24 protein-coding genes and 3 pseudogenes are annotated in these 23,502 nt (G+C 59.7%); 21 read left to right on the top strand and 6 right to left on the bottom strand.

Features of this window, described 5'->3' with window-relative positions:
- Window positions 1-139: 139 nt before the first annotated feature.
- The 5 genes from GH665_RS30020 (at window position 140) to ggt (ending at window position 4,945) form a co-directional block, all read left to right on the top strand.
- Window positions 140-823: a GntR family transcriptional regulator gene (locus tag GH665_RS30020; RefSeq protein WP_153140816.1), complete on the top strand. Its 684-nt coding sequence runs from the start codon at window positions 140-142 to the stop codon at window positions 821-823.
- Between the two features lie 90 nt (window positions 824-913).
- Window positions 914-1,735 (top strand): ABC transporter substrate-binding protein, encoded by an 822-nt coding sequence (locus tag GH665_RS30015; protein ID WP_217361917.1) that lies wholly within the window; start codon window positions 914-916, stop codon window positions 1,733-1,735.
- 13 nt (window positions 1,736-1,748) lie between these two features.
- Entirely contained in the window at window positions 1,749-2,516 is a 768-nt protein-coding gene (locus tag GH665_RS30010; RefSeq protein ID WP_153140815.1) for an amino acid ABC transporter permease, read from the top strand.
- Window position 2,517: 1 nt separating this feature from the next.
- The gene (locus tag GH665_RS30005; RefSeq protein WP_167531030.1) at window positions 2,518-3,330 is read left to right on the top strand and encodes an amino acid ABC transporter ATP-binding protein; all 813 of its coding nucleotides are present in this window, start codon (window positions 2,518-2,520) and stop codon (window positions 3,328-3,330) included.
- A 22-nt stretch (window positions 3,331-3,352) separates the two neighbouring features.
- Window positions 3,353-4,945, top strand: coding sequence for a gamma-glutamyltransferase (gene ggt, locus GH665_RS30000; RefSeq protein ID WP_153140814.1), 1,593 nt, complete (start codon window positions 3,353-3,355; stop codon window positions 4,943-4,945).
- A gap of 25 nt (window positions 4,946-4,970) precedes the next feature.
- Here the strand turns inward: ggt and GH665_RS29995 are convergent, their stop codons facing one another.
- The gene (locus GH665_RS29995) at window positions 4,971-5,888 is read right to left on the bottom strand and encodes a LysR substrate-binding domain-containing protein (protein WP_153140813.1); all 918 of its coding nucleotides are present in this window, start codon (window positions 5,886-5,888) and stop codon (window positions 4,971-4,973) included.
- A gap of 114 nt (window positions 5,889-6,002) precedes the next feature.
- Here GH665_RS29995 and GH665_RS29990 point away from each other — a divergent pair, with 114 nt between their 5' ends.
- From GH665_RS29990 to GH665_RS29980, 3 genes are all read left to right on the top strand, one after another.
- Complete coding sequence (locus tag GH665_RS29990) at window positions 6,003-7,316, top strand: MFS transporter (protein WP_153140812.1); 1,314 nt, start codon at window positions 6,003-6,005, stop codon at window positions 7,314-7,316.
- Window positions 7,317-7,328: 12 nt separating this feature from the next.
- Window positions 7,329-8,438, top strand: coding sequence for a M14 family metallopeptidase (locus GH665_RS29985; protein ID WP_153140811.1), 1,110 nt, complete (start codon window positions 7,329-7,331; stop codon window positions 8,436-8,438).
- 399 nt (window positions 8,439-8,837) lie between these two features.
- Window positions 8,838-10,010, top strand: a complete 1,173-nt coding sequence (locus GH665_RS29980) for a porin (RefSeq protein WP_153140810.1) — start codon at window positions 8,838-8,840, stop codon at window positions 10,008-10,010.
- A 54-nt stretch (window positions 10,011-10,064) separates the two neighbouring features.
- Here the strand turns inward: GH665_RS29980 and GH665_RS29975 are convergent, their stop codons facing one another.
- Window positions 10,065-11,045 (bottom strand): LysR substrate-binding domain-containing protein, encoded by a 981-nt coding sequence (locus GH665_RS29975; RefSeq protein ID WP_246216414.1) that lies wholly within the window; start codon window positions 11,043-11,045, stop codon window positions 10,065-10,067.
- Between the two features lie 115 nt (window positions 11,046-11,160).
- Here GH665_RS29975 and GH665_RS29970 point away from each other — a divergent pair, with 115 nt between their 5' ends.
- From GH665_RS29970 to GH665_RS29945, 6 genes are all read left to right on the top strand, one after another.
- Window positions 11,161-12,006: an alpha/beta fold hydrolase gene (locus GH665_RS29970; RefSeq protein ID WP_167531029.1), complete on the top strand. Its 846-nt coding sequence runs from the start codon at window positions 11,161-11,163 to the stop codon at window positions 12,004-12,006.
- Complete coding sequence (locus tag GH665_RS29965; protein ID WP_153140808.1) at window positions 12,003-12,623, top strand: DUF4286 family protein; 621 nt, start codon at window positions 12,003-12,005, stop codon at window positions 12,621-12,623. The genes GH665_RS29970 and GH665_RS29965 overlap by 4 nt, the downstream gene beginning before the upstream one ends.
- Before the next feature lie 66 nt (window positions 12,624-12,689).
- Window positions 12,690-14,015: a cation:dicarboxylate symporter family transporter gene (locus GH665_RS29960; protein ID WP_153140807.1), complete on the top strand. Its 1,326-nt coding sequence runs from the start codon at window positions 12,690-12,692 to the stop codon at window positions 14,013-14,015.
- A 54-nt stretch (window positions 14,016-14,069) separates the two neighbouring features.
- Entirely contained in the window at window positions 14,070-14,621 is a 552-nt protein-coding gene (locus GH665_RS29955) for a carboxymuconolactone decarboxylase family protein (RefSeq protein WP_153140806.1), read from the top strand.
- The gene (locus GH665_RS29950; RefSeq protein ID WP_153140805.1) at window positions 14,618-15,427 is read left to right on the top strand and encodes an SDR family NAD(P)-dependent oxidoreductase; all 810 of its coding nucleotides are present in this window, start codon (window positions 14,618-14,620) and stop codon (window positions 15,425-15,427) included. The genes GH665_RS29955 and GH665_RS29950 overlap by 4 nt, the downstream gene beginning before the upstream one ends.
- 10 nt (window positions 15,428-15,437) lie before the next feature.
- A complete protein-coding gene (locus tag GH665_RS29945; RefSeq protein ID WP_153140804.1) occupies window positions 15,438-16,316 on the top strand; it encodes an amidohydrolase family protein in 879 nt (292 codons plus the stop codon).
- 126 nt (window positions 16,317-16,442) lie between these two features.
- On the opposite strand, the pseudogene GH665_RS39580 reads toward GH665_RS29945, so the two are convergent.
- Both GH665_RS39580 and GH665_RS29940 read right to left on the bottom strand, forming a co-directional pair.
- Window positions 16,443-16,746 (bottom strand): annotated as a pseudogene (locus GH665_RS39580) (VF_A0006 family four-cysteine protein).
- A gap of 197 nt (window positions 16,747-16,943) precedes the next feature.
- On the bottom strand, window positions 16,944-17,585 hold the full coding sequence (locus GH665_RS29940) for an alanyl-tRNA editing protein (protein ID WP_153140803.1): 642 nt from the start codon (window positions 17,583-17,585) through the stop codon (window positions 16,944-16,946).
- A gap of 444 nt (window positions 17,586-18,029) precedes the next feature.
- Here GH665_RS29940 and GH665_RS29935 point away from each other — a divergent pair, with 444 nt between their 5' ends.
- Window positions 18,030-18,890 (top strand): M24 family metallopeptidase, encoded by an 861-nt coding sequence (locus GH665_RS29935; RefSeq protein ID WP_153140802.1) that lies wholly within the window; start codon window positions 18,030-18,032, stop codon window positions 18,888-18,890.
- Between the two features lie 160 nt (window positions 18,891-19,050).
- Here the strand turns inward: GH665_RS29935 and GH665_RS29930 are convergent, their stop codons facing one another.
- Window positions 19,051-19,941 (bottom strand): LysR substrate-binding domain-containing protein, encoded by an 891-nt coding sequence (locus GH665_RS29930; RefSeq protein WP_153140801.1) that lies wholly within the window; start codon window positions 19,939-19,941, stop codon window positions 19,051-19,053.
- A gap of 317 nt (window positions 19,942-20,258) precedes the next feature.
- Window positions 20,259-20,459, bottom strand: a pseudogene (locus GH665_RS39720) (hypothetical protein); the annotation flags it as partial.
- 103 nt (window positions 20,460-20,562) lie between these two features.
- Here GH665_RS39720 and GH665_RS29925 point away from each other — a divergent pair.
- The 6 genes and pseudogenes from GH665_RS29925 (at window position 20,563) to GH665_RS29900 (ending at window position 23,500) form a co-directional block, all read left to right on the top strand.
- On the top strand, window positions 20,563-21,000 hold the full coding sequence (locus GH665_RS29925) for a DUF4123 domain-containing protein (protein WP_246216412.1): 438 nt from the start codon (window positions 20,563-20,565) through the stop codon (window positions 20,998-21,000).
- Window positions 21,001-21,119: 119 nt separating this feature from the next.
- A pseudogene (locus GH665_RS29920) lies at window positions 21,120-22,046 on the top strand (phage late control D family protein); the annotation flags it as partial.
- 74 nt (window positions 22,047-22,120) lie between these two features.
- On the top strand, window positions 22,121-22,375 hold the full coding sequence (locus tag GH665_RS29915; protein WP_153140798.1) for a type II toxin-antitoxin system RelE family toxin: 255 nt from the start codon (window positions 22,121-22,123) through the stop codon (window positions 22,373-22,375).
- Complete coding sequence (locus GH665_RS29910) at window positions 22,359-22,688, top strand: helix-turn-helix domain-containing protein (protein WP_153140797.1); 330 nt, start codon at window positions 22,359-22,361, stop codon at window positions 22,686-22,688. The genes GH665_RS29915 and GH665_RS29910 overlap by 17 nt, the downstream gene beginning before the upstream one ends.
- 84 nt (window positions 22,689-22,772) lie before the next feature.
- The gene (locus GH665_RS29905; protein ID WP_425496071.1) at window positions 22,773-23,300 is read left to right on the top strand and encodes a hypothetical protein; all 528 of its coding nucleotides are present in this window, start codon (window positions 22,773-22,775) and stop codon (window positions 23,298-23,300) included.
- Window positions 23,297-23,500, top strand: a complete 204-nt coding sequence (locus GH665_RS29900; RefSeq protein WP_153140795.1) for a hypothetical protein — start codon at window positions 23,297-23,299, stop codon at window positions 23,498-23,500. Before GH665_RS29905 ends, GH665_RS29900 begins: the two co-directional genes overlap by 4 nt.
- The last annotated feature ends 2 nt before the right edge of the window (window positions 23,501-23,502 follow it).

Below are 23,502 nucleotides of genomic sequence, written 5' to 3'. Positions count from 1 at the left end.
GCCTGCAGCTCACACGCAGCGCTCCGCCGCCCGACATTGGGTTCTCGGGACATTCCCTGGTTAGCTTTTGAAAAAGTGGATACAAAAATCCAGTTTGGTTATATTCGGGACTCGTGTCCCTGTGTCCCAACAGACTTCCATGCCGAAATCCGCCGCATCACGAATCCCTGACCTTGGTGCAACGGCCGAACAGGAGGCCTACCGCTTCCTGTTCGAAGCGATTTGCCAAGGCCGTTTCGCTACGGGCCAACGGATCGTCGCCGAGACTATCGCTGCGGAACTCTCCATGAGCCGCATGCCTGTGCGGGAAGCGTTGCGTCGCCTGCACGCCGAGGGCCTGGTGATCCTCCGTCCGAATCGAGGTGCGATTGTCCGGGGCCTGAGCATCGAAGAGGTCCAGGACATCTTCGACATGCGCGTCGCGCTCGAAGGGCTGGCGATGCGCGTGGCGGCTCCGCGCTGTACTGACAAACACCTGCTCACCCTGGAACGTCTGCTGGACGACATGGACGCTTCGGTTGGAAACACCGAACTGTGGGTTCAGCGCCATTGCGCATTTCACGAATGCTTGTGCGGCATCAGCGGCCGCACGCGCCTCTACGAGCAGATCTGCTCGCTCTATGCGCTGATCGAGGGCCCAATGCGGCTGTGGATGGAGCAGGCAACCTTCAAGCGCAAGCGTGCCCGCGACGCTCATCAGGAACTGCTCGACGCGCTTCGCACCCGGGATCCGGAACTCGCGGAGCGCGCGATGCGCGAACACATCGAGTCGACGGTGCCGCGGCTGATCAACATCCTCGGAACCCCAAACCCTCGCGACTGACGGTTGCACGCGTGCCAGTCACGTCACCGTGCGGGCGACGCACCAGCTTTGTCCCGGTTAGAGGTCGCTTTTCACACTAGGAGCAGTCCGATGTCAGGAAAGAAGATCATGCGTTTTCGTCGCGCCGCCTTTTGCGCAGGCGTATCGATGCTGTTGCACGCAGGGATGACGTTCGCGGCGGATTCGCAACCGGCAGGCCTGCTCAAGCGCGGCACGCTCGTCTATTGCTCGAGCATGGACGCGCCGCCGCTCGCTTTCTACGACGAGCAGCAGCAACCGCAGGGATTCTCGGTCGACGTCGCGCGTGATGTCGCAAAGTCGCTGGGCAACCTGAAGGTCGAATGGCGGAACGTGCCGTTCAGCGGCCAGATTCCCGCGCTAAAGGCGCGGCAATGCGACCTGATCATCGGCCAGTTGTTCGATAAGCCGGAGCGGCGCGAAATCATCGACATCATCGACTACATGTATTCGAGCCAGTCGATCATGGTGCCGCGCGGCAATCCCAGGAATGTTCATTCGCTCGACGATCTGTCCGGCCTGAAGGTCGCGGTGATCAACGGGTCGACGATCCGCTCGCTGCTGGAAAAGGAAAACGACAAGCTCACTGCCGCGCATAAGCCGCCAATGAACATTGTTGTCTACGGCACCGATGCCGACGCTTTCCAGGCATTCCGGCTGCAGCAGGTCGACGCATACGGCACCACAGCCGAAAGCGCCGCTCAATTCCAGAAGGTGTCCGGAAACATGTTCCAGGAAGCCGTGTCCGGATTCAGCCGGATCGCGACGGGCATCGGTGCGCGCAAGAACGAACCGCTCAGCAGCGCTGTCGCGAAGGTCACTGCTGAACTGACGAAGAGCGACCGCTACACGCGCATGCTCGAAAAGTGGAAGCTCGAGAACGAACGCTACTAAGCGGGATGACGCCATGAACTTTAGTTGGGAGATTTTCCGGCGGTTTCTGACGACGCCCAGTCCGGCCTATCTGCATGGACTGTGGCTCACCTGCGGAATCAGCATCTCGGCAGTTCTGCTCGGCACGGTGCTTGGCCTCTTTATCGCATTGCTACGACTCTCGCCAAACCGTCCCCTGCAGTATGTCGCACGCGCCTACATCTGGGTCGTACGCGGCACGCCGCTGCTGGTGCAAATCGTGTTCCTGTACACCGCGTTCGCGGCCGCCGATCTCTTCCGCTTCCACGATCTCGACTTCGGCGTGTTTATCCTGCCGGGCAACATCCAGGCAGCCGTGCTGGCGCTCGGGATCAATTCCGCCGCGTACATGGCGGAAATCATTCGTGCGGGTCTGAGTGCCGTCGATCGAGGCCAGTATGAAGCGTCGCGTTCGCTCGGCATGTCATCGGTGTTGCTGATGCGGCGCATTGTGCTGCCGCAGGCGCTGCGTGTGATCGTGCCGCCGATGGGTAACGAGTTCAACGTCATGCTGAAGAACACGACGCTCGTTAGTGTGATCGGCGTTCCAGAGCTGATGCTCAGCACCCAGATGATCACGTCGGTTAACTTCCGGGTGTTTGAGCTGTACCTCGTCCTCGCGATCTACTTCCTGTTGCTGACAACGCTGTGGGGGTTCGTCCAGCGCCGCCTCGAGGCGCACTATGACCGCGGTGAAGTCAAGGTGACTGCCGGTAACCGCCTGTTCGGTGCGCAAACCATGAAGCTTCTGAGGGGGCGTTGAGGTGAATCAGACAGATGAAGTCATTATCGAGGCGTCGAATGTCCATAAATCGTTCGGCACAACGAAGGTACTCAACGGCGTATCGCTGAGCGTGGCGAAAGGCGAGGTGGTGGTGCTGATCGGCTCCTCGGGTTCCGGGAAAACCACCTTCATCCGCTGCCTGAATCTGCTCGAAACCTTCGATTCCGGCCGCGTGCGTGTGAATGGGCGCCTGCTCGGCTACGTCGAGCGCGCGAACGGCAAGGTGGTACGCGATTCCGCCCGCGAACTCGCGCGGCAGCGGCGGGACATCGGCATGGTATTCCAGCGTTTCAACCTGTTTCCGCACATGACGGCGCTCGAAAACATCATCGAAGCGCCGACCCATGTGCTGAAAACACCGCGCGGCGCTGCGATTCAGGAAGCGAAGCGCCTGCTGGCCCGTGTCGGGCTTGCGGATCGCGCGGATCACTATCCGTCCCAGTTGTCCGGCGGCCAGCAGCAGCGCGTCGCGATTGCTCGCGCGCTGGCGATGCAGCCGAAGGTTCTGCTGTTCGACGAGCCCACCAGCGCGTTGGACCCCGAGACCGTCGGCGAGGTGCTGCAGGTGATGAAGGAGTTGGCCCATGACGGGATGACGATGGTCGTCGTGACGCACGAAATGGAGTTTGCGCGGGAAGTCGCGCACCGCGTCGTTGTACTCGATCAGGGCGAACTGATCGAGGAGGGGCCGCCGGAGCAGATATTCACCGCGCCGACGCATGCGCGTACCCGCTCGTTCCTGCGCCGTGCGCTGAAGCCCGCGCCCGTGCTCGCGCCACTGTCGCCGACCTGACCTTAGACTGGAGAACCTGCATATGCGTAACTTCGAGATGCCCGGCCGTTCACTCGCGTTCGCCCGCAATGGCATGGCCGCGACCTCACACCCCGCGGCAACGCTTGCGGCGCTCAACGTGCTGGCCGCCGGCGGTAACGCGATGGATGCGGCGATCGCCGCATGCGCGGTGCAATGCGTCGTCGAGCCGGGATCGACCGGGGTTGGCGGCGATTGCTTCGCGCTGTATTCGCGCGGTGGCACGGATGATATCGTCGCCTACGACGGGGCGGGCTGGGCGCCTGCGGAGGCCACCGTCGAACGGATGCAACAACTCGGCGTAGACGCCATTGCGCGGCATTCCGCGCATGCGGTGACGGTGCCCGGCGCCGTGCATGCGTGGACGACGCTACACCGCGATCACGGCCGCCTGCCGCTGCGCGACGTCCTCGCGCCTGCGATCCGTCACGCGGAGGAAGGCTACGCAGTCACGCCGCGGGTTGCAGCCGACTGGTCGAAGGAGGTCGAATTACTGTCACGCGACAGGGAGACTCGCACAACGATGCTGATCGACGGTGCCGCGCCAAAGCCCGGCGTCGTGCACCGGCAACCGCGCCTTGCCAGCACGCTGCGCGCGATTGCCGAGGAGGGGCGTGACGCCTTCTACCGCGGTCCGCTCGCCTCTCGAATGGTGACGCATTTGCGCACGCACGGTGGCCTGCATTCGCTGGACGATTTTGCGGACTACCACGGCGAATACGTGACTCCGATACGTTCGGCGTTTCGTGGCTACGAGGTTGTCGAGTGCCCGCCGAGCGGACAGGGTGTGGTTGCGCTGATGATCCTGAAGATTCTCGAGAAACTCGCCGCTGACGGCGACCCGCTCGATCCTGATCGCATCCATCGGGAAATCGAGGCGGCCAAACTCGCCTATTCGATGCGCGACGCGGTATTGGGCGACCCCCGGCAACATGAGGTCGACGTTGACTGGCTGCTATCCGATACACTCGCCGACGAATTGCGCGGCCGAATCGATCTCGACCGTGCGTTGCCGCCTGCGCCGGCGCTCACGCCAGCCGAACATCAGGACACGGTGTATATCACCGTGGTCGATCGCGAGCGCAACTGCGTGAGCTTCATCAACTCGCTGTTTCACCCGTTTGGCAGCGGTCTGATGGCACCGGATTCTGGCGTATTGCTACACAACCGCGGCCAGAGCTTCGTCGTTGAGCCGGGACACCCGAACGCCATCGGACCACGCAAGCGACCGCTGCACACGATCATCCCGGGCATGGTGACGCAAGGCGGTCGCGTACGTATGAGCTTCGGCGTAATGGGCGGCCATTATCAGGCAATGGGCCACGCACACTTCCTGTCGAAGGTGCTTCACTATGGATTGGATCTCCAGTCGGCGATGGACTTGCCGCGTATCTTTCCACGCCCAGGCACGGACTCGGTCGAGGTCGAAGCAACCATGCCCGCGCCGGTTCGTGCGGCGCTGCTGGATCGTGGCTTCAAACTGTCTGCGGCACCGTCCGCGATTGGTGGATCCCAGGCGATCTGGATCGACTGGGAGGAGGGCGTGCTGGTTGGTGCGTCTGATCACCGAAAGGACGGCTGCGCGTTGGGTTATTGAGCGGATGCCGCTGTCGCGACACAGCTTAGGAAGATGCTGCCGATGCGTTGTCGAGACAGGTCTGTCTGATGCAATGGAAGAAATGCGCGGCGGCAGCGGTAGGGGGCTGCTCTCGCCTCGTCAGCAGACTGTGCATCAACTCAGGCAGTGCCTCCCTGACCGGTACCGCTTTCAGTCCGTATCGGCTGAACTCCTGCGCCGCCATGGGCGCGGCAAACAGTGAAACGAAGTCCATGCTTTGCATCAGCGCGAACGCCGTCAGCGTCGACTGGCATCGCATGATGAGTTTGGGCGCACGAAAACCGTGACGCTCGAAGACCTCGGCAAAGCGTGCGGCCGAGCCGGGCGCCGGCCGTCCCGGCAATAGCCAGGTGGCATCGACCAGGTCGGCAAGCGAGCGGCTTTTGAGCAATGGATGCGATTTGCGCGCGCCAATCACTAGCGGGAATGCAATCAACGGCATCACTTCGACGAACTCAGGATAGGAAAGACTCTGCGGCGCCTGGACCACCGCAAAGTCCGTGACGCCCTTTTTGAGTTGATCAAGCGCCTCGAGCCAGGTTGCTTCGTTCAATTCCACCGCGACATTCGGCATGCTCTGCCTGAAACGCGCCAGTGCCTCCGGCAGGAAAACACGGGCGGCCGTCGATGACAAGGATACCGAAACACTGCCGGATTCCCCGTTCTGCATCTGGGCAATTTCCTCGCGCGCGCGCCGCATATCCTCCACCAGTGCCCGGGCACGCACAGCGAAGGTCTGGCCGTATTCGGTCAATTCAATGCCGAGGCTGCTGCGCCTGAATAGCGGTGCACCGAGCATCTGTTCCAGCCCGCGAATAACGGCCGAAACTGCCGGCTGCGATATGCCGAGCGCTCGTGCGCCCGCATGAATGCTGCTGGTTTCGACGACGGCGAGGAAGGTGCGCAACTGGTTCAGTTTCATGATGATTTCACGATCGGTTGAGGGATCAAAATGAGTTATCACTGAGAGCGATTTCTTATCTTTTTTTTATTTCATGCCAGTTTCACAATGGTCGCACACTCCATGAGGAAGGCCATGAAAGAGTTGAGCGAATTCTCGGATACCGCGCCAACCGTCGCCGCGGTGAAGAACCAGGGAGCCAGCGCCGCGCGCGTTATCACGGCGATCACGATCGGCAACGCGCTGGAGTTCTTCGATTTCACCATCTACAGCTTTCTTGCCGTCACCATGGGGGAGCTGTTTTTTCCAAACTCAACACCGTATGGCCAGTTGCTGATGTCGACCGCGGCCTTCGGCGTGGGTTTTGTCACGCGTCCGATCGGCGGTATCGTGCTGGGCAGTTATGCCGACCGGGCGGGCCGCAAGGCAGCGATGATGATGACGCTGGGTTTGATGGCGCTTGGCGCGGCAATGATCGCGTGCGCGCCGACGTACGCGCAGATCGGAATTGCGGCGCCTGTCATCATCGTGATTGCCCGGTTGATCCAGGGCTTTTCGGCGGGCGGTGAAGTTGGCGCGACCACCGCCATGTTGCTCGAGTACGCCACACCCCGGACACGTAGTTTCTATTCGAGCTGGCAGTTTTCCAGCCAGGGCCTGGGCGTCGCGATCGGTGCGATGCTCGCCACTGCCTGCAGCGGCATGCTCAGCCACAGCGAGTTCATGCGGTGGGGCTGGCGGATTCCTTTTGCTGTCGGCATTCTGGTCGCGCCGGTTGGCCTGTACATTCGCCAGAAGCTGGACGACACCGTGCAGCCGAAGCCAGCCCACGTCAAGGCGGCCAGCCCGCTGCGCGTTGTCCTTCGCGATCATTGGCGGGTCATCATGATGGGCTTGCTGCTGATGATGGGCAGCACCGCAAGCGTGTATCTGATCACGTTCTACATGCCGACGTACGCGATCCACGAACTTGGCATCCCGATGTCGAGTGCTCTGCCGGCGGGCATTCTGGTTGGTCTGGTGCTCTTTGCCGGCATGCCGCTGACCGGCATGCTCGCTGATCGGTTCAACCGGAAGAAAATCAGCATTGCAGCCCGCGTGGCCATCGTTCTGGCGATCTATCCCGCGTTCATCTACCTGACTGCCGCGCCAAGCGCGTCCCGTCTCCTGCTCGTGGTGGGCCTGTTGAGCGTCCTGCACGTCATGTCGATGACAAGCATGGCAATTGTGCCGGCGCTGCTGCCGAAGGACATTCGAGCCACCGGAGTCGCTTTCATCTATGCGATCGGCGTTGTTCTGGTTGGCGGTTCATCGCAGTTCATTACCACGTGGCTGGTACACGTCACCGGCTCGAAACTCAGCCCGGCACTCTATCTCCTGGCGTGCACCGCCATTACCGTTGCGGCGCTGATCAAGATCGAAGATCGCTCCGCCCGGCCTCTCATATAAAGGAAACCCACGATGACCGGCAAGATCAATGCACTCTTTTCCGCCAGCTATGCCGAAGCCCGGATCAAGCTGCACCAGGCGGCGGAAAGCCTTGGCGTCACTGTCGAGAGCAGTGTGCTCGACACCTATGTCGGCGCCGACGGCGAAGCGCTAGCCATCGACCATTTGCTGGTGTCGCCGCCTGGCGCGCAATCCCTGCTGGTCATCACGTCGGGCACGCATGGCGTCGAGGGCTTTGCGGGGTCGGGATGCCAGATTGGTTTGTTGCGCGACGAGCACCTGCTCGCGGCGGCGACCACCAACAAGGTGGCGCTGCTTGTCGTCCATGCGGTCAACCCTTATGGTTTTTCGCATCTAAGGCGGGCCAACGAAGACAACATCGACCTTAACCGCAATTGCGTGAACTTCAGCCAGCCGCTGCCGCACAATCCCGACTATAAGGACATTCACTCGCTGCTGCTGCCGCGCACATGGCCGCCCACCGAGCAGAACCGGCGCGACATAGCCGACTACTACGCAACGTACGGTGAAGAACGTTTTCGCAAGGCGTTGGTCACCGGACAATACGACGTGCCCGACGGCCTGTTCTACGGTGGCGCATCGCCAAGCTGGAGCCATCGCAGTGTGCGAGCCATATTCAGGCGTCACCTGAAGGGCTTCCGGCACGTTGCCATGATCGATGTTCATACCGGCCTCGGTGCGCATGGGCATGGCGAAAAAATTTTCGTCGGCCAGTCGTCTCCGCAGGAACTGCTTAGGGCGAAGGCCTACTGGGGCAGTGACGTGCTGGCGCCGGCAAGCATCGGCTCGGCGTCCATTCCGGTGTCCGGGCCAATTGTTGCGCTTGCCTATGAGGAAGCGGAACACGATGCGGATGTGACCACGGTGGCACTCGAGTTCGGTACTTTGCTGTCGGACGATGTCAGGTATGCGCTGCGCGGCGATCACTGGCTGCACAACCAGGTGAGCGCCGCGCCCGGGCAGGCGTACACGATCAAGCGCGCGCTGCGTGATGCGTTCTATTGCGACAATGACGCGTGGAAAGGCATGCTCTTCGGACAGTTCAAGGCCGCTGTCCTGCAGGCTCTGATCGGTCTCGGCAACAGTCGCACGGCGCATTGACGCGGCGCGACCGTGAAAGAAACCGGGTTTCTGTCCGTCCGGCAGTAATCGGCAAGTCATGCCGCCCCGGCATGACTTGCTATCGATAAAAGGTTTTTGTCAGCGAGCGTCTCCACAGGCAAAGTGCTGGAAAAATGGAGACGCAACGTGAATACCAACTCGGTCATCGCCCTCTGTCGTTCTGGCTGAGAGCTTACTCCCCCTTCTTCGCGCGACACGCGTGCGGCTCACGTATTTCGTGAGGCCGCGACGTCAGGTTGTCGATTCGCGCCGGCTGCCGGCCTGTTCAAGCCACTCGGTATCGATGTGGTTGGAAGACGCTCGTCTGTGCGCGGCAAGCGCCTGACTTGTATCACCGATTTTCGTTTCATCCACACCTACAAAACCTCGGAGAACCAGATGAAAAAAACCTTGCTCGCAGTTGCCGTCGCGGCGACCTTGCCGCAACTCGTATATGCACAGAGCAGCGTGACGCTGGCAGGCGTGATCGATGTCGGCATCAATGACGTGACCAATGCCGGCGGAGCGCATCAGTACATGATGTCGAGCGGGGTGAACAATGGAAGCCGGGTCATTTTTCGGGGTGTCGAAGATCTGGGCGGCGGTCTCAAATCATTGTTTTTCCTCGAGAACGGCTTTAACGTCAACAATGGCGGCCTGGGGCAGGGCGGTCTGCTATTCGGGCGGCAGGCCTATGTCGGTCTGGCGAGCGGGCAGTTCGGGTCAATAACGCTGGGTCGTCAATACGATTCGGTGGTGGACTATGTCGGCCAGATCGCCGCGGCGGACAACTGGGGCGGCTATATCTCGGCGCACCCGGGCGACCTCGACAATTTCAACAATAGCTACCGCACCAACAACTCGATCAAGTACACGAGTCCGGCTTTCGGCGGTTTCACCTTTGGCGGCGTGTACAGTCTGGGCGGCGTGGCCGGCGATGTATCGCGCAACCAGGTGTGGTCGCTCGGTGCAGGTTACGCGAACGGGCCATTGAGCCTCGGCGTCGCGATGATCAATGCCCGCAATCCCAACCTCAGTTTCTTCGGCAACAACTCGCAGACCACGCTTACGGCGGCGACTGCAAACGGCACGGTCACGCCGGTGTATAGCGGCTTTATGTCGGCACGCAGTTATACGTCGATTGGCGCTGCTGCCGCCTACACGATCGGCAACGGGACGGCGGCGCTCACCTACTCGAATGTGCGTTTCAGCAACATGGGCGACACGGGTTCAGGTCCAAACCCGGCTCACTACACGGGCACGGCCATGTTCAACAACGCGGAGGTCAGCTTCCGCTACCGCCCTACACCTGAGTGGCTGCTGGGCGCGGCGTATGACTTCACGGACGGCAACGGCGCAGGCGGAAACGAGGGCGCACGCTACCACCAGGGAGAGATGAGCGCGCAGTACTTTCTGTCGAAGCGGACAACGCTGTATGTGATCGGCGTCTACCAGCATGCGGCAGGCGTCGATTCGACCGGCAAGCGCGCCGTCGCGGCGATCAATCTGCTGACGCCGTCGTCATCCGACTCGCAAACCGTGCTGCGCGTGGGCTTCCGGCACAAATTCTGAGCGAGTCCTGCCCGTCTGGGCGAGCGGGCGTGCGGGCGTGCGGGCGGCACTCGGTTACGCTTCTTCGACGATCTGAGTGTTGTCGCCGAGCCAGGTGACGTGATCTTTCCATGCCCCGACCGTGGCGAGGTCGTGCAGCTTTTCGGCGACCACGTCCGACATGGTACGTACCAGCCTCGATGCGCGTTGCTCGCGCAAAGTGGCTAGTGCGACAGTCGATCGGATGCTGGGGCGTTCGATGGGCAATGCTTGTAAATCGCCGCGCTGGACCTCCTCCTGGATTGCCGTGTAGGTGAGCAGCGCGTATCCCAGACCGCGGCGCACGAGTGCCTTCGTCAACGTCACGCTATCCACTTCCAGAACGATGCGCAGATGCACGCCATGCTGTACGGCCGCCTGTTCGAGAACGCGCCGGTTTGCGTGTGGAAAGCCCGGAACGATCAGCGGCAGTTCGGCGAGGTCGCGAATCCGCAGCGGCTCGCCGCCACGTTCCTGAATCACGGTGTCACCCGGCGGCCCGGCGATGACCATGGCTTCGCTGCATAGCGGCAGTACGTCAAATGCTTCCAGCGGCGGCTGGTTGTAGACGATCGCCAGATCGACGCGGCGATCGAGCAGCCATTCCTGCAGCGAACTGCTCAGACCTTCGCGCATGTGCAGCGAGACTGCGGGCCATCGCTCGCGAAACGCTTCGACAATCGGCGCGGAAACCCACACGCCGACCGCCGGCGGCAAGCCCAGCGCAATATGGCCACTCAGACGATCGGCCGATGCGCGGACCTGTTCGCTCGTTTGTGTGACGAAATTGATGATCATCTCCGCGCGTTCGAGCAATTGAGCACCTGCGCTGGTGAGCCGCACGCCGCGTCCATATCGCACGAACAGCGGCGTGCCGAGCTCGGCTTCGAGCTTCGCGATCTGTCTGCTGAGCGCGGGTTGCGCGATGTAAAGCTCGGCGGCCGCGCGGCTGACGCTGCCTACGCGCGCGATATGCACGAAGGACCGCAGTTCCCTGATTTCGATGATCGTCTCCAATGATTTGTTTCGTCGGCTTGATCCATGCCTTGACGGCATAGCTTCCCATCGTAAAAAGGTTTTTGTCAATGGCACGCGTAACGCGCACAGTATCGAAAAATGGAGAAAAGCAGTCTTGAAGCTAATTTCGAACGATATCGGCGAAGCTTCGCCGACAGATAGCAGAACGGCATGGATGGAATTGTCGAGCGGCAATCTACGCTACGCGCTGAGCGGATCAGGCCTGACCGGCGCGGTGATGATTCACGAACTGGGCGGCAGCATCGAGAGCTGGGAGGGGGTCGCGGCGGGGCTTGAACCCTCGACGCGACTGCTTCGCTACGATCAGCGCGGGCAGGGGCAATCGGACAAGGTCCACTCGGCCTTTTCGTTGATGGACCAGGTCGATGATCTCCGCGAACTGCTTGACGCGACCGCATGGCCGCAGCCTTGCTGGCTGATCGCGGCGGCAGCCGGCGCGGCAATTGCCGTGAGTTTTGCTGCTCGCTTTCCCGGCGACATTGCCGGTATCGTGCTGTGCGCGCCAGCGCTCGACGTCGATCCGGCGCGTCGGCACTATCTCCACGAACGCGCGGAGCTTGCCACGCGCGAAGGAATGGCGGCGATCGTCGACGTGACGCTCGACAATTCCTGGCCGCCGGTGCTGCGCCGTGATGCATCGGCGTTTAACCGGTACCGTGAGCGGTTCATCACACGAGACCCCGCAGGTTACGAGTTTGCCAGCCGGGCGTTGAGCGGCATCGACCTTTCGGACGTGCTCGGGACGTTGGTGTGCCCGTGTCTGGTTCTTGCCGGCGAACACGATCTCCAGCGCCCGCCCGAGCGGCTCGCACAGCAGGCGGCGCGCATGGTGCGGACCCGCTTCGAGATCGTGCCTTCCGCGGGTCACCTGATGGCTTCGCAACAGCCAGCGGAAGTGGCGAAACATATCGGTGCGTTTATCGGAAGGGGGCGTGCATGAACCGGATCAAGCTTCCAGCGATTCTGATGGTGTGGATGGAACCACCAGCATCCCTCGAAGAGGAGTTCAACGACTGGTACGACACCGAGCATTTCCCGCAGCGTCGTTCGCTGCCTGGATTCAGGAATGCCTCGCGGTGGGTCTGCCTCGACGGCTGGCCTCGCTGGATGGCACTGTACGACCTCGAGTCGGAGGATGCTTTGGATACCGATGCTTATCGGGCTGTATCGGGCGCGCATTCCACGCCTTGGAGCCGGCGCATCCTGCCGCGTACCGTCGGACGCTCACGCGTCACCGCCGTCGAATTGAAGCCTTCGGGACCGCTCGCGCTGGCCGTTCCCGCGGGGGCATCCCGATTGCTCGTGATGGGGATTCAGCCGGGACCGGACGGCGCATCGGCGCAGGCCATCTCCGGCGCGATCGAAGAGGCGCTGTCGGCGCGCGCGGACTTGCTGCAACTGCGCGGGTTCCTCGAACAGGACGGCACACTCTGGATGCTCGCCGCTTTCGATTCGCCTGTCACGTCATCGGCCGTCGCGTCGCAGATTGGACGGCCTTGCGGTTGTGGTATCTCGACACTCAATCTGTACGTGCCCTATCTGCGCAGTGCTTATTGAACGAATCAGACGATGTACGGCTCGCGAGAAGCGAATCGACGCACTACATAAGAAATGGAGACATTGATGAGACAACTCAAGAAATTGCACGTTCAGGTGCTGATCGCACTGCTGCTGGCCGTGCTGCTTGGCATATTCGCCCCTGCGACGGCGATCGCGATGAAGCCGCTCGGCGACGCCTTCATCGGATTGCTGCGGATGCTGTTGGCCCCGATCGTGTTCTGCACGGTTGTGCATGGACTTTCGCATGCTCAGGACATGCGCCGGCTCGGTAGGCTGGGTGCGAAGACGCTCATCTATTTCGAGGTGGTCAGCACGCTGGCGCTTTTCGTCGGCCTCGTTCTCGTGAACGTAGTCAAGCCGGGCGTTGGGCTGCATGCCACGCACATCGAGAGCACGGCAAAAGTGGCGCAATTTGCCGAATCGGCCGCGCACATGACGGTCACCGACTTCTTGCTGGGTATCGTACCGTCGACACTGGTCGGCGCCTTCGCCGCCGGCAACATCCTGCAGGTTCTGCTGATCGCCATTCTGGCCGGCATCGCCTTGAATATCGCGGTCGGGCGGGATTCGATTCTGTTGCGCGGAATCGGCGAGGGCCAACGCGTGCTTTTCACGATTCTCGGTTTCATCATGCGTCTCGCGCCACTCGGTGCCTTTGGCGCGATGGCCGCAGCCGTCGGCAGTTATGGCGGCGCGACGTTGTTGTATCTGATGAAGCTCGTGCTCCTGTATTGGGCAGGTTCGATCATGTTCATCGTGGTTGTGTTCGGCGGCATCCTGGCGAGTTGCGGCCTGTCGCTGTTCGCGGTTCTGCGCATGATCCGCGAAGAACTGCTGCTGGTATTCGGCACCGCATCGGGAGAGGTGGCGTTTCCGCGGCTCGTGCAGAAGCTGCAGCAGGCGGGGTGCGACGAGATGGTGGTCGGCTTCGTGCTGCCGGCGGGCTACAGCTTCAATCTCGATGGCACCGGCATCTACATGGCGCTCTCGGTGGGCTTCATCGCGCAGGCAACCGACACACCGTTTTCGCTTGGTCAGCAGATCGCGTTGCTGGGGGTACTGATGCTCACTTCGAAGGGCGGAACGACTGTCGCCGGCGGAGCGTTCATCAAACTGGCCGCGACGATGGAGTCCGTGCGTGCGTTGCCGCTCGGAGGCCTCGGATTGCTGTTCGGGATCGATCGGCTGATGGCTACCGCAACCGCGCTCACCAACATGATCGGCAATACGGTGGCCGTCTTTGCGATTGCCCGCTGGGAAGGCGCATTCGATATCGAACGCTTTCGTGCCTACCTCAAGGAGCAGGCTCGGCCGCTGGAGGTGCAGGAGGGGAACCACACCACGGCCAGCAACGTTGCCCTTGCTCCGAGTGAATCATCCGCTAAATGACATGGCCGTGTTTTACATGACAGCCATTTCGCCGCCACGCCAAAGGAAATACCGATGAAACGAATTGCCGACCTCGACCCTGACCACATGACGCCGGCACAACGCAGCGTCTACGACACGATTGCGAGCGGTCCTCGCAAAGGCGTGCGCGGGCCGCTCGCCGTGTGGCTGCATCGCCCCGAACTGGCGCAGAACGCGCAGGCGCTCGGACGCTACTGCCGCTATGAAACATCACTCGAACCGCGTCTTTCGGAACTTGCCATCCTGGTCATTGCGCGTATCTGGGGATCCGAATACGAGTGGTACGCGCACAAACCGATCGCGCTGGAAGCAGGCGTCAGCGCTGACGTGGTCGAGGCGATCCGCACCGGCGCCGTGCCTGCCTTTGCGCATGCCGACGAGGCAACGATCCACACATTCCTTCTGGAATTGCATCGCGAGCGCAAGGTGTCGGATGCCACCTATGGCGAAGCGGTCGAACAGCTCGGCGAGACGGGTGTCGTGGACCTGGTTGGTCTCGCGGGGTATTACACGCTGATCTCGATGACGATCAGCGTGTTTCAGGTTTCGCCGCCGGCCGGCGCCGCGAACGAACTGGGAGCATGAACGTGACAACGGGGCGACTCGACAACAAGGTGGCTGTCGTGACGGGGGCGGGGTGCATCGGTCCGGGCTGGGGCAACGGACGTGCCGTCGCCGTGCGATTTGCCGAGGAGGGCGCGAAGATCTATGCCGTCGATCGTGACCTCGATGCGATGCATGAGACCGTCGAGCGGGTGCGCGCGGTGGGCGGCGACATTGCCGCTGTCGCCTGCGACGTAACCGATGGCGAAGCAGTGGCGCTGATGGTCGACGGGTGCGTGCGGCAGTACGGCCGCGTGGATATTCTCGTGAACAACGTGGGCGGATCTGCGCACGGCGGGCCCGTTACGCTTGACGAGGATCGCTGGGACGGGCAGATCGCGCTGAATCTCAAGAGCGTCTACCTGACCTGCAAGTATGTGCTGCCGGTGATGGAACAGCAGGGCGGCGGTGCAATCGTCAACATGTCGTCGACATCCGGCATCCGGTGGACGGGTGCCGCGCAGGTTGCCTATGCGGCATCGAAGGCGGGCGTTATCCAGTTGTCGCGCGTGGTTGCGGTTGAGTATGCGAGCAGGGGCATTCGCGTGAACACGGTCGTTCCCGGCCAATTGCATACACCGATGGTCGAGGCGCGCCTCGCGGGGCAACGCGCCGGCGGCGATGTCGATGCGCTACTGGCGCAGCGTCTCGCACGCATTCCTTTAGGTTTCATGGGCGACGGACGCGATACGGCTAACGCAGCCCTTTATCTCGCATCCGATGAAGCACGCTTTGTTACGGGCACGGAGGTGGTCGTAGACGGCGGCATGACGGTTCGCTGCGACTGAGGTATCGAACATGACGAATACATTGATTCAATCCGCACCACCTCTTGCTGATCCGCGCACGCCGAAGCTCGCTATTCCGACGGGCAGTTGCGATTCCCATTGCCATATCTTTGGTCCCTTCGACAGATATCCTTTGCCGGAGGAACGGAGCTTTACCCCCCCTTCGGCACCCGAAACCGCACTCCGGCATTGGCATGAACGCTTCGGCTTTGCACGTTCCGTGATCGTGCAGAGCCAGGGGCATGGCTACGACCACCGCCCGCTGCTGGATGCACTTCGAGTGGGTGGCGGACGTTACAAAGGCGTGGCGCTGGTTCGTGCAACGGATTCTGACGAAGTCATCGCGGCCTACGACGAAGCCGGCGTGTGCGGCGCGCGCTTTCATTTTCTGGCGCATCTGGGTGGGCGTCCGGATCTCGACGCGATACGCCAGGTTGCCACGCGGGTTAAGCCGTTTGGCTGGCATCTGGCCATTCACGTTGCGGGGGACAATATCGTGGAGCACGCAGCGTTCATCGAATCGCTGGATGTGCCCGTGGTCATCGACCACATGGCGCGACCCGATATCGCAACTGGTCCGGAAGGCGCCGCCATTGCGACGTTGCGTCGCCTGATGGATACGGGGCGCGTCTGGGTGAAACTGAGCGGCGCCGATCGTCTTTCAAGGACGGGCGCGCCTTTTCATGATGCTTTACCGATCGCGCGCAGTATTGCCGCTCACGCGCCTGAGCGCGTGCTGTGGGGCAGTGACTGGCCGCATGTCAATCTTCATGGCCCAATGCCCGACGACGGCGATCTGGTCGATCTGATTGCCGATATCGTGCCTGACGAAGCCGCACGACGGTTGTTGCTGATCGACAATCCGGTGGAGTTTTTTGGGTTCGAATAGTGCAGTGCGCTGAATGGCTCTTCGAAGCTCCCAACACGAGGCAGGACGTCCAGCCAGGAACTCATCTACTTTCAGCTTTGGAATGCACTACGACGCGATGTCATAGCCTCAGCAATCCAAAATAGTTTACATCTGATTCTGGCGTTGGCATGCCCGCAGGATCTGTTGAACCGCAAATGCGTCTCTCACGTTCTGCACATTCTGCAGGACACACACGTGATACGACTGTTCGCGAGGCAAAAGCAGTTCGCCGTTTTTTTTAAAGCGCTTCGCACGAGCGTCTGATCGCGTCTGCAGCCGTACTGCTTTGACTGTTCCTCAGCGATTGCAGGATGCATTGATCGTAGTCTGGATTGGAGAAGCCGAATGCCAGGACCGGGAGCGGCGAGGCGAGCGTGATCGAGAGAAGCAAACAGGCGAGCTTGCGCATGGACTCTGGGCGAAACGTAGGGATGAAGGCGGATAATCGTATCCATCACAGTTGGATGTTCTCGCTGCAATGACCTGCTGAAATCAACCCCCGAATTCCCGTAGTACTGAGCCATGTTCGGCACACATTCAGGTGTTCAGTCGGCCTCGACACAGGTCAAAAATTGCCCGGTTTCCGCTGCAGTTCGCGATACCGCACTACTCAAGCAGCGTAACTTCGATGCGCTCTTTTCCCTTACCCGTATTTTTACGCTTGAGTCTTAGCGGACCGATCTCGGCGGTCGATCGTGGATGAGTGCCACCGCATGCCATCCGGGCGAAGCCTTTGACTTCCCAGTACCTGCGCTCGGCTGGCTCGTCGCTAAACGCAGTAACAATTGGATGGTCGTCTTTTGTCAACAGTGCCACCTCTTGCTCGATAGTCGGGAAAAGTGGCGCAAGGCTAACTTCATTGGCGAAATCGATCCGGGCCTTATCAGGTGATATGTGAGCGCCAATGCGCTCTATCCCAGGTCGATGTTTGTACACCAATTGAAGGACCATCTCAGCTGCGAAGTGAAGTCGCATGAGCCGGTAGCGCCTATCCCAATCGATGCGCAAAATCACCCGGTCTCCGATCTTCAGCGTGTGCTCCGTTGGCAATGTATAAATGATGTCAATGCCGCGGTTTTCTGCAAGGAGAACTGCGTAGCCACCCAGCGTGCCGGCGTCACTCTCCTGTCCGCCAGAAAAGGCGAAGAATATAGTCTCTTCGACTTGCACTCGATCACCAACCACATGGGTCACCACCGTATCGAGTTCAGTCTGATAGGGGGCGCTCCAGAACATTTTCTGAGTCATGGTTCGTTTTAAATGTCAAGAACAGTTGGCCAGGAGTGGAAATTATACTGATGGCGAACTTCTGCCACTTGTACAAAATTGCGGTTCCGGCGATACGCATCGCGTTTATCGTGACCGGCTGCTTTGGGAAATTTTGTGCGGCCGATGAAGGCCTATATCGCTCCATTCGAAATATAAATGAGGGGCTCCGTGTCGAGTTGAATATCTCTCACATGCGCCTTGAAAAAAGGTCGTTGGACGAGGGACAGTGAGCTCCTAATAATGTGAACACGGTGGCTAGCGGCCATTGATTTCGCAGCACCGGAGCTCAGCACCTGATACCGAATCGACGGGCGTCTTGCGAACTGATTTATACAGACGTAAGCCGATTCTCGATTGTAAAGACACAGGAATGCTGGGTATACCTCACGAACATACATCACATGTTTTAGAAAGGAGCAAGTCATGGGTCACGGCGTCGACTACAACAAGATCAGCATCAAAACTCCCGAACAGATTGCAATGTTGCGAGCGGCGGGCCGGATAGCAGCGAAAGTTCTTGAAGATCTCACTCCGCACATTCAGCCTGGCATTACCTCGCGGCAAATTAACAGCATTGCGTATGATCTCATCGTTAACAAGTACGGTGCCGAGATCGACCGTGAGGACCTGGCGGGTTACGATTCGAGCCAGTATGCTTGCATTTCAATTGCACACAATGAAAACGCCTTCAGCGGCGAACCGAGCGACCTCCCGCTGAAAAAGGGAGATCTTTTCGGTGTAGATGTGAGCATCAAGAAAGAGGGCTGGTGCGGTGACACGCAGCGTATGTGGATCGTTGGCGAGGAAACCAGTTCTGCAGCGCGTCTGCTTATGTCGGTCGGCTATCAGGCAATGTGCCTGGGCATCAGTCTGGTGCGTCCCGGTGCAAAGCTGGCGGACATTGCCGAAAAGGTCCAGGACTACGTAGAATCGTTTGGCTTCTCGATGCTTCGCGTGCCCAGCGGAACGGGTCATTCTATTGGCCAGGTGCATGCGGACGGTTGGCTGATTCCGTACTACCGGTCGTCGATGAATGAAGGTCGCGTTCTTGAAAAGGGGATGATCATCACGGTAGAGCCATTCATTTGCGCTGGAAGCGGTGAAGGCATTCGACTGCCGAACGTAACGCGCGCTGCGCAGACTGCCGACAAGTCGCTGGCTGTGTATTGGGAACATGTGGTCGCAGTGACTGACACCGGCTGCGAAGTGCTGGATCTGCGCGAAGGTGAAGACATTACGTTCTACGATGGACGCCGAGGCAATCACGCAGAAGATCACGCATAAGCTCGCGGTCTGAGCGCTCTGCTCGAGGCCCTTCGTGTCGCGTAGTTCTTCGAAATTGGAGGCTACGCGGTCGACCGTCGGGGAAGGCAATCGCAGATGAATTGCAGGAGGCACCAGCCGGACCCCGCTGGCAGCGCTTTGTACCCAGTTCAGTTGAGAATCAAGGCTCGTCAATGTGATGTCGAAGCCACTCGGCAAAGCGCAAGATTGCCCCCTCCCGTGGGCTTTCTTCCCGCCAGGTCATGTAGTAGTCAAGGTTGGCCTGGATGTGAGTGTCTCCAACCTTCACCAATGCACCGCTACGCAAATATGGTCGTACAAGCCGCTCCCGGAGCATGGCTACTCCTTGTCCCGCGAGAGCAGCATTTAGCAATGATGCTGTGTCACTGAATGTTGGACCATGTTGGGGTTCGCCGTGCTTCAACCCTGCTGCCTGAAAAAATTCGTTCCAGGACCGTGTTTCGAATCGAAGCAGCGGAACGCTAGCCAATGTGTCTAAAGACACCAGCGAATGCCTGGCTTGAAATCCTGCGCTGCAAACGGCAATCACCCGATCCTGAAGCAATCGTATCGAGCGAAAACCTCCCTCTTCGATTCGGCGGTGCCATATTCCAATGTCTGCAGAGTTCGGATCCGGTGGGTTTAGCTCGGTGTGCACCTTGAGCGATAAATCAATGTCGGAGTGTGCCTGCGAAAAGTCTTCCAGACGAGGAATTAGCCAGGCGTTCGCAAAATCACCCATCACGCTAAGTTGCAACCGTTGGCGGGAAGGAATACTGTCGGAACGTGCCTCATCGAGCGCGAGATCTATGTCTGCCAGACTCTGCCTCAGTCTTGCTGTAAGTCGAACGCAGACTGGAGTAGGCCGCATTTCCTGTCCAACTCTCGAAAACAGGACCATTCCGAGCAAGGTCTCAAGCTGCCTGATCTGGTGGCTGATTGCACTATGCGTTACACAAAGTTCATCTGCTGCCGACGTGAAACTGCGACGTCTCGCCGCCACTTCGAGGGCACGCAGGGCCGTGAGGTTAGGGCGTATTTTTGAAATCACTTTTGACTCACATTGAGGCCCGTGGCAGAGCGTAGATTGCGCAGGGCGGAGGCGAACATAGCCCTGTTCCTGTGGCCTGCCTCCGATCGAGGGCGGCAGGAGCCGCCCCAATGGTTCAGCTGAATCTCCGATTTGGGATATTGATGGCGATATCTTATTCGGAGATCTCGCGCGTGCATAGTCGATACAAAGTGGTTGCGTTCGGGCAGGATTAAGCGGAACCCCTTACGCGGAAACGATTTCGGAGATGTATAGAGAAAACGGATATCTTGATATAGAAAATATGCGGGTGAATGGCGACGGTCGGGGTGGCGGCATTAAGGGGCTCTGTCGCGGTAAGGAAAGCAGGTCAAGAAAAGGTGATATGCGAAGGATAGCTTAAGAAACCAACGAGTAATCATGTGCATCAATTCGATGCCACTCAGAATGACTCGCGCGCAGTTGAAATCCTTGAACCAAACCGCTGGATGGGATGCAACGATACCCATGCCCAGAAACGGCTTGCGGCGTTGTTCAATCTGCGAACGCGATACTCAAAAAGCAAGCCACCTGCCTTGGATTTGACACGATGGTGAGGTGGTGTGCCGACGCGGTGCAAGATGCTTCGTATACGTACGCATTGTGTTTGATGCCGTTGTGCGACGGTATCCGGCTGAAGTCTGGGGGCGACGCCAGAACGCCTTTCCCATTCTGGACATTGCGGCCGACAAGCGGTGGCAATACGCCTCACTGGCCGATGCTGGTCCATGGCTGATCGGTTGCGAAATTGCGCCCCCGCAAGTCCGCGCCTCTCTCGCCGTGCACGCGGCAGGAGACACCGGCGTTTCCTGGCTGGTGAGTGCCTATTCCTTCGGGGCGCTGGCCAGTGAACTGTGCGAAAGACTTAACGTCCGCCTGCCTGACGGACGAGTCGCATTGCTTCGCTTCTATGATGCCCGGGTCATGCCTCACATGGCATCGCTATTCGAATTGACCCAACGCGTGCAGTTTTTCTCACCGACCTATAACTGGCTTGTCGAAACCAACGGGCAACTGACAGGGGTGCATCCGCATGCTTGAATTCACCGCGGAACAGGTGGCAGGCCTCGCGCAGATCGATGCGCGTGGATTCGTGGAAGGGGTGAGAAAGGACCTCGTACAAGAGAATGCAGGCCTGGGAGACCGCGTGTGCGCGAAGAGCCGATACGATCGACCTCGTAATCGACGACTCCAAAAACACGTTCGCCATTCCGAAACGCGGCGCAAACATCAAGGTAGCGATCGGATGGGTCGGCGAGCCGCTTGTCGAAAAAGGGACGTTTTCCGTCGACGAAGTCGAGCATAGCGGCACGCCTGATATTCTGACGATCCGCGCGCGGTCGGCGTCGATGACAAACCAGATGCACGAGCGGCGCGAACAGAGCTGGCACGGGCTGACTATCGGCTCGATCGTGCGCGCCATTGCCGGGCGCCACTCTCTCAAAGCTGCGGTTTCCGATGTGCTCGCCAGGATCGTGATCGCCCACATCGACCAGACGCACGAAAGCGACATGTCTTTTCTGACACGGCTTGCGAAGCGTTACGACGCCGTGATGAACGTCAAGGATTTAAACCTGCTGTTCATGCCGATAGGTAGCGGCAAGACGGCGAGCGGCAAAGCGCTTAGTGTGTTGAACCTGACGCGCGCTGACGGCGACTCACACCGCTATCACGTCGCGCAGCGTGAGAGCTATTCGGCCGTGCGGGCGCACTACCACTCAAACACGAAGGGAAAGCGCAAGTCCGTCATCATCGGCGGCGACAACAACAAAAACGTGAAAGTACTGCCGGAGGACTATGCGACCGAATCCGAAGCGCGGGCGGCCGCCCAGGCCGAGTTTGCGCGCACGCAGCGCAGGCAGGCGACGTTCTCTTACCAGCTCGCCCTTGGTCGGCCGGAGATTTTCCCGGAGCTGCCCGTGAACGTCGCCGGTTTCAAACCGGAGATCAACGAAACGCCCTGGCTGGTGAAACAGACAACGCATACGCTTAACGGCGACGGCGGCCTTACCACGTCGCTCGAAATGGAAGTACGTGACGACCCGACAACCGACCGGCACCGGTCGCATTTTCGGAAGGGCGGCTAACCCTTCCATGCGAAATCCGGCTTTATCTTATGTTTTTCGTTGCATTATCTTATAATTGACTTATAATTATTCGCATGAACGCGATCGACTGGACACCCAAAGCAACGAAGCAGGCCGCGAAACTGGACAGGCCAGCGCGACTCACCATTCTCGATGCGGTCGACGAGCTGGCCACGATGCCGAACTGCCAGAACGTCAAGGCTCTCAAGAACCACGAGTACGGCTATCGCCTCAGAGTGGGCAATTACAGGGTACTTTTCGATTGGGATGGCTCAATCAGGATTGTCGAAATTCAGGAAGTGAGGAAACGCGATGAACGCACCTACTAACATTCAAACGATCATGGGGCCGGACAACAAGCCGGCCTTTGTGGTCATTCCCTACGCTGAGTATGTCGCGCAGTACGCAAAGGCCAACGATCTGATACCGCATGAAGTCGTTCGGCGCGCGCTTGCCGATGACGTGCCGCCTGTGCGTGCATGGCGCGAACACCTGGGCTTTACACAGGCCGAGATTGCAGAACGCCTTGGCGTCAGCCAATCGGCGTATGCGCAGCAGGAAGCAAGTACCCGGATGCGCAAAGGCACGCGCGAGAAGATCGCGGCCGCGCTCGGCATCACTGCTGCACAACTGGATTTCTGACCCGCTGGAAAAGCTCGGAAGGACTTTTGATAGAGTATTGACGGTCCGATTCGACCGAAAATTCATCCCGCATAATTGCCGTTGATGGTGGCTTGTGCGGCTACTCAAAGGGAAGTGAATACAATGCCGATAGCATGCACCGGGGCGGGCTTTTACAGAGCCTTTAAAGACAACATGGACGCGCTTGGTCTGGACGTTCCTGCGAGCATTTCAACCGCGCCTGCAAATGTGCTCGCCCGGATCGGCGCGATGATCGCCGCAGCTGAGAAGCTTGGAAAAACCGCAACGGTCGGCGAAATCCTAGGCGCAACTACAGCAAGCGAAAAGCTGCTTGCGTTCGGCGCGATGTACGCATCGTTCTGGCTAGGTGCAGCTGTCGGCAGTCTGATGGTCGCCACCGACGCATATCTCGATTGTGGTACTACGCCAAACGCAACGATGAAGAGCGTTCTGAAATTCACGTTCGACACGGGCATCCGCGTTCCGCCACATGTGCTATTCGTCATGCAAACGAACCCCGAAATTTTCGCGATCGGCGCGCCCGGCCGTAGCGCGTTCGTGCGCAAAGCGGCTATCCCGGCCGGACGACTGCAAGCGGTGGACGTGCAATGAAGATTGGCTCGAAAGAATGGTGGATTGACCGGGCCGCGCTGATCGCGGTGGCAATCGGATGCGCTGCACTCGTGTGGCTGTTTTCTGTCGCGGCGGGAAACTATGCGACCGAGATTCTGCTCGCGGTCGTCTTCGTCGCCCTGATTCTCGATAACAGGCGGATGCGCAAGATTCTGAAGGAGCGCAACCCGCCAGCCTGATG

The organism is Paraburkholderia agricolaris (assembly GCF_009455635.1).
GTDB classification, from domain to species: Bacteria; Pseudomonadota; Gammaproteobacteria; order Burkholderiales; family Burkholderiaceae; genus Paraburkholderia; species Paraburkholderia agricolaris.
Note: the sequence above shows the minus strand (reverse complement) of the source record. Positions and strands in the feature narration are given on the sequence as shown.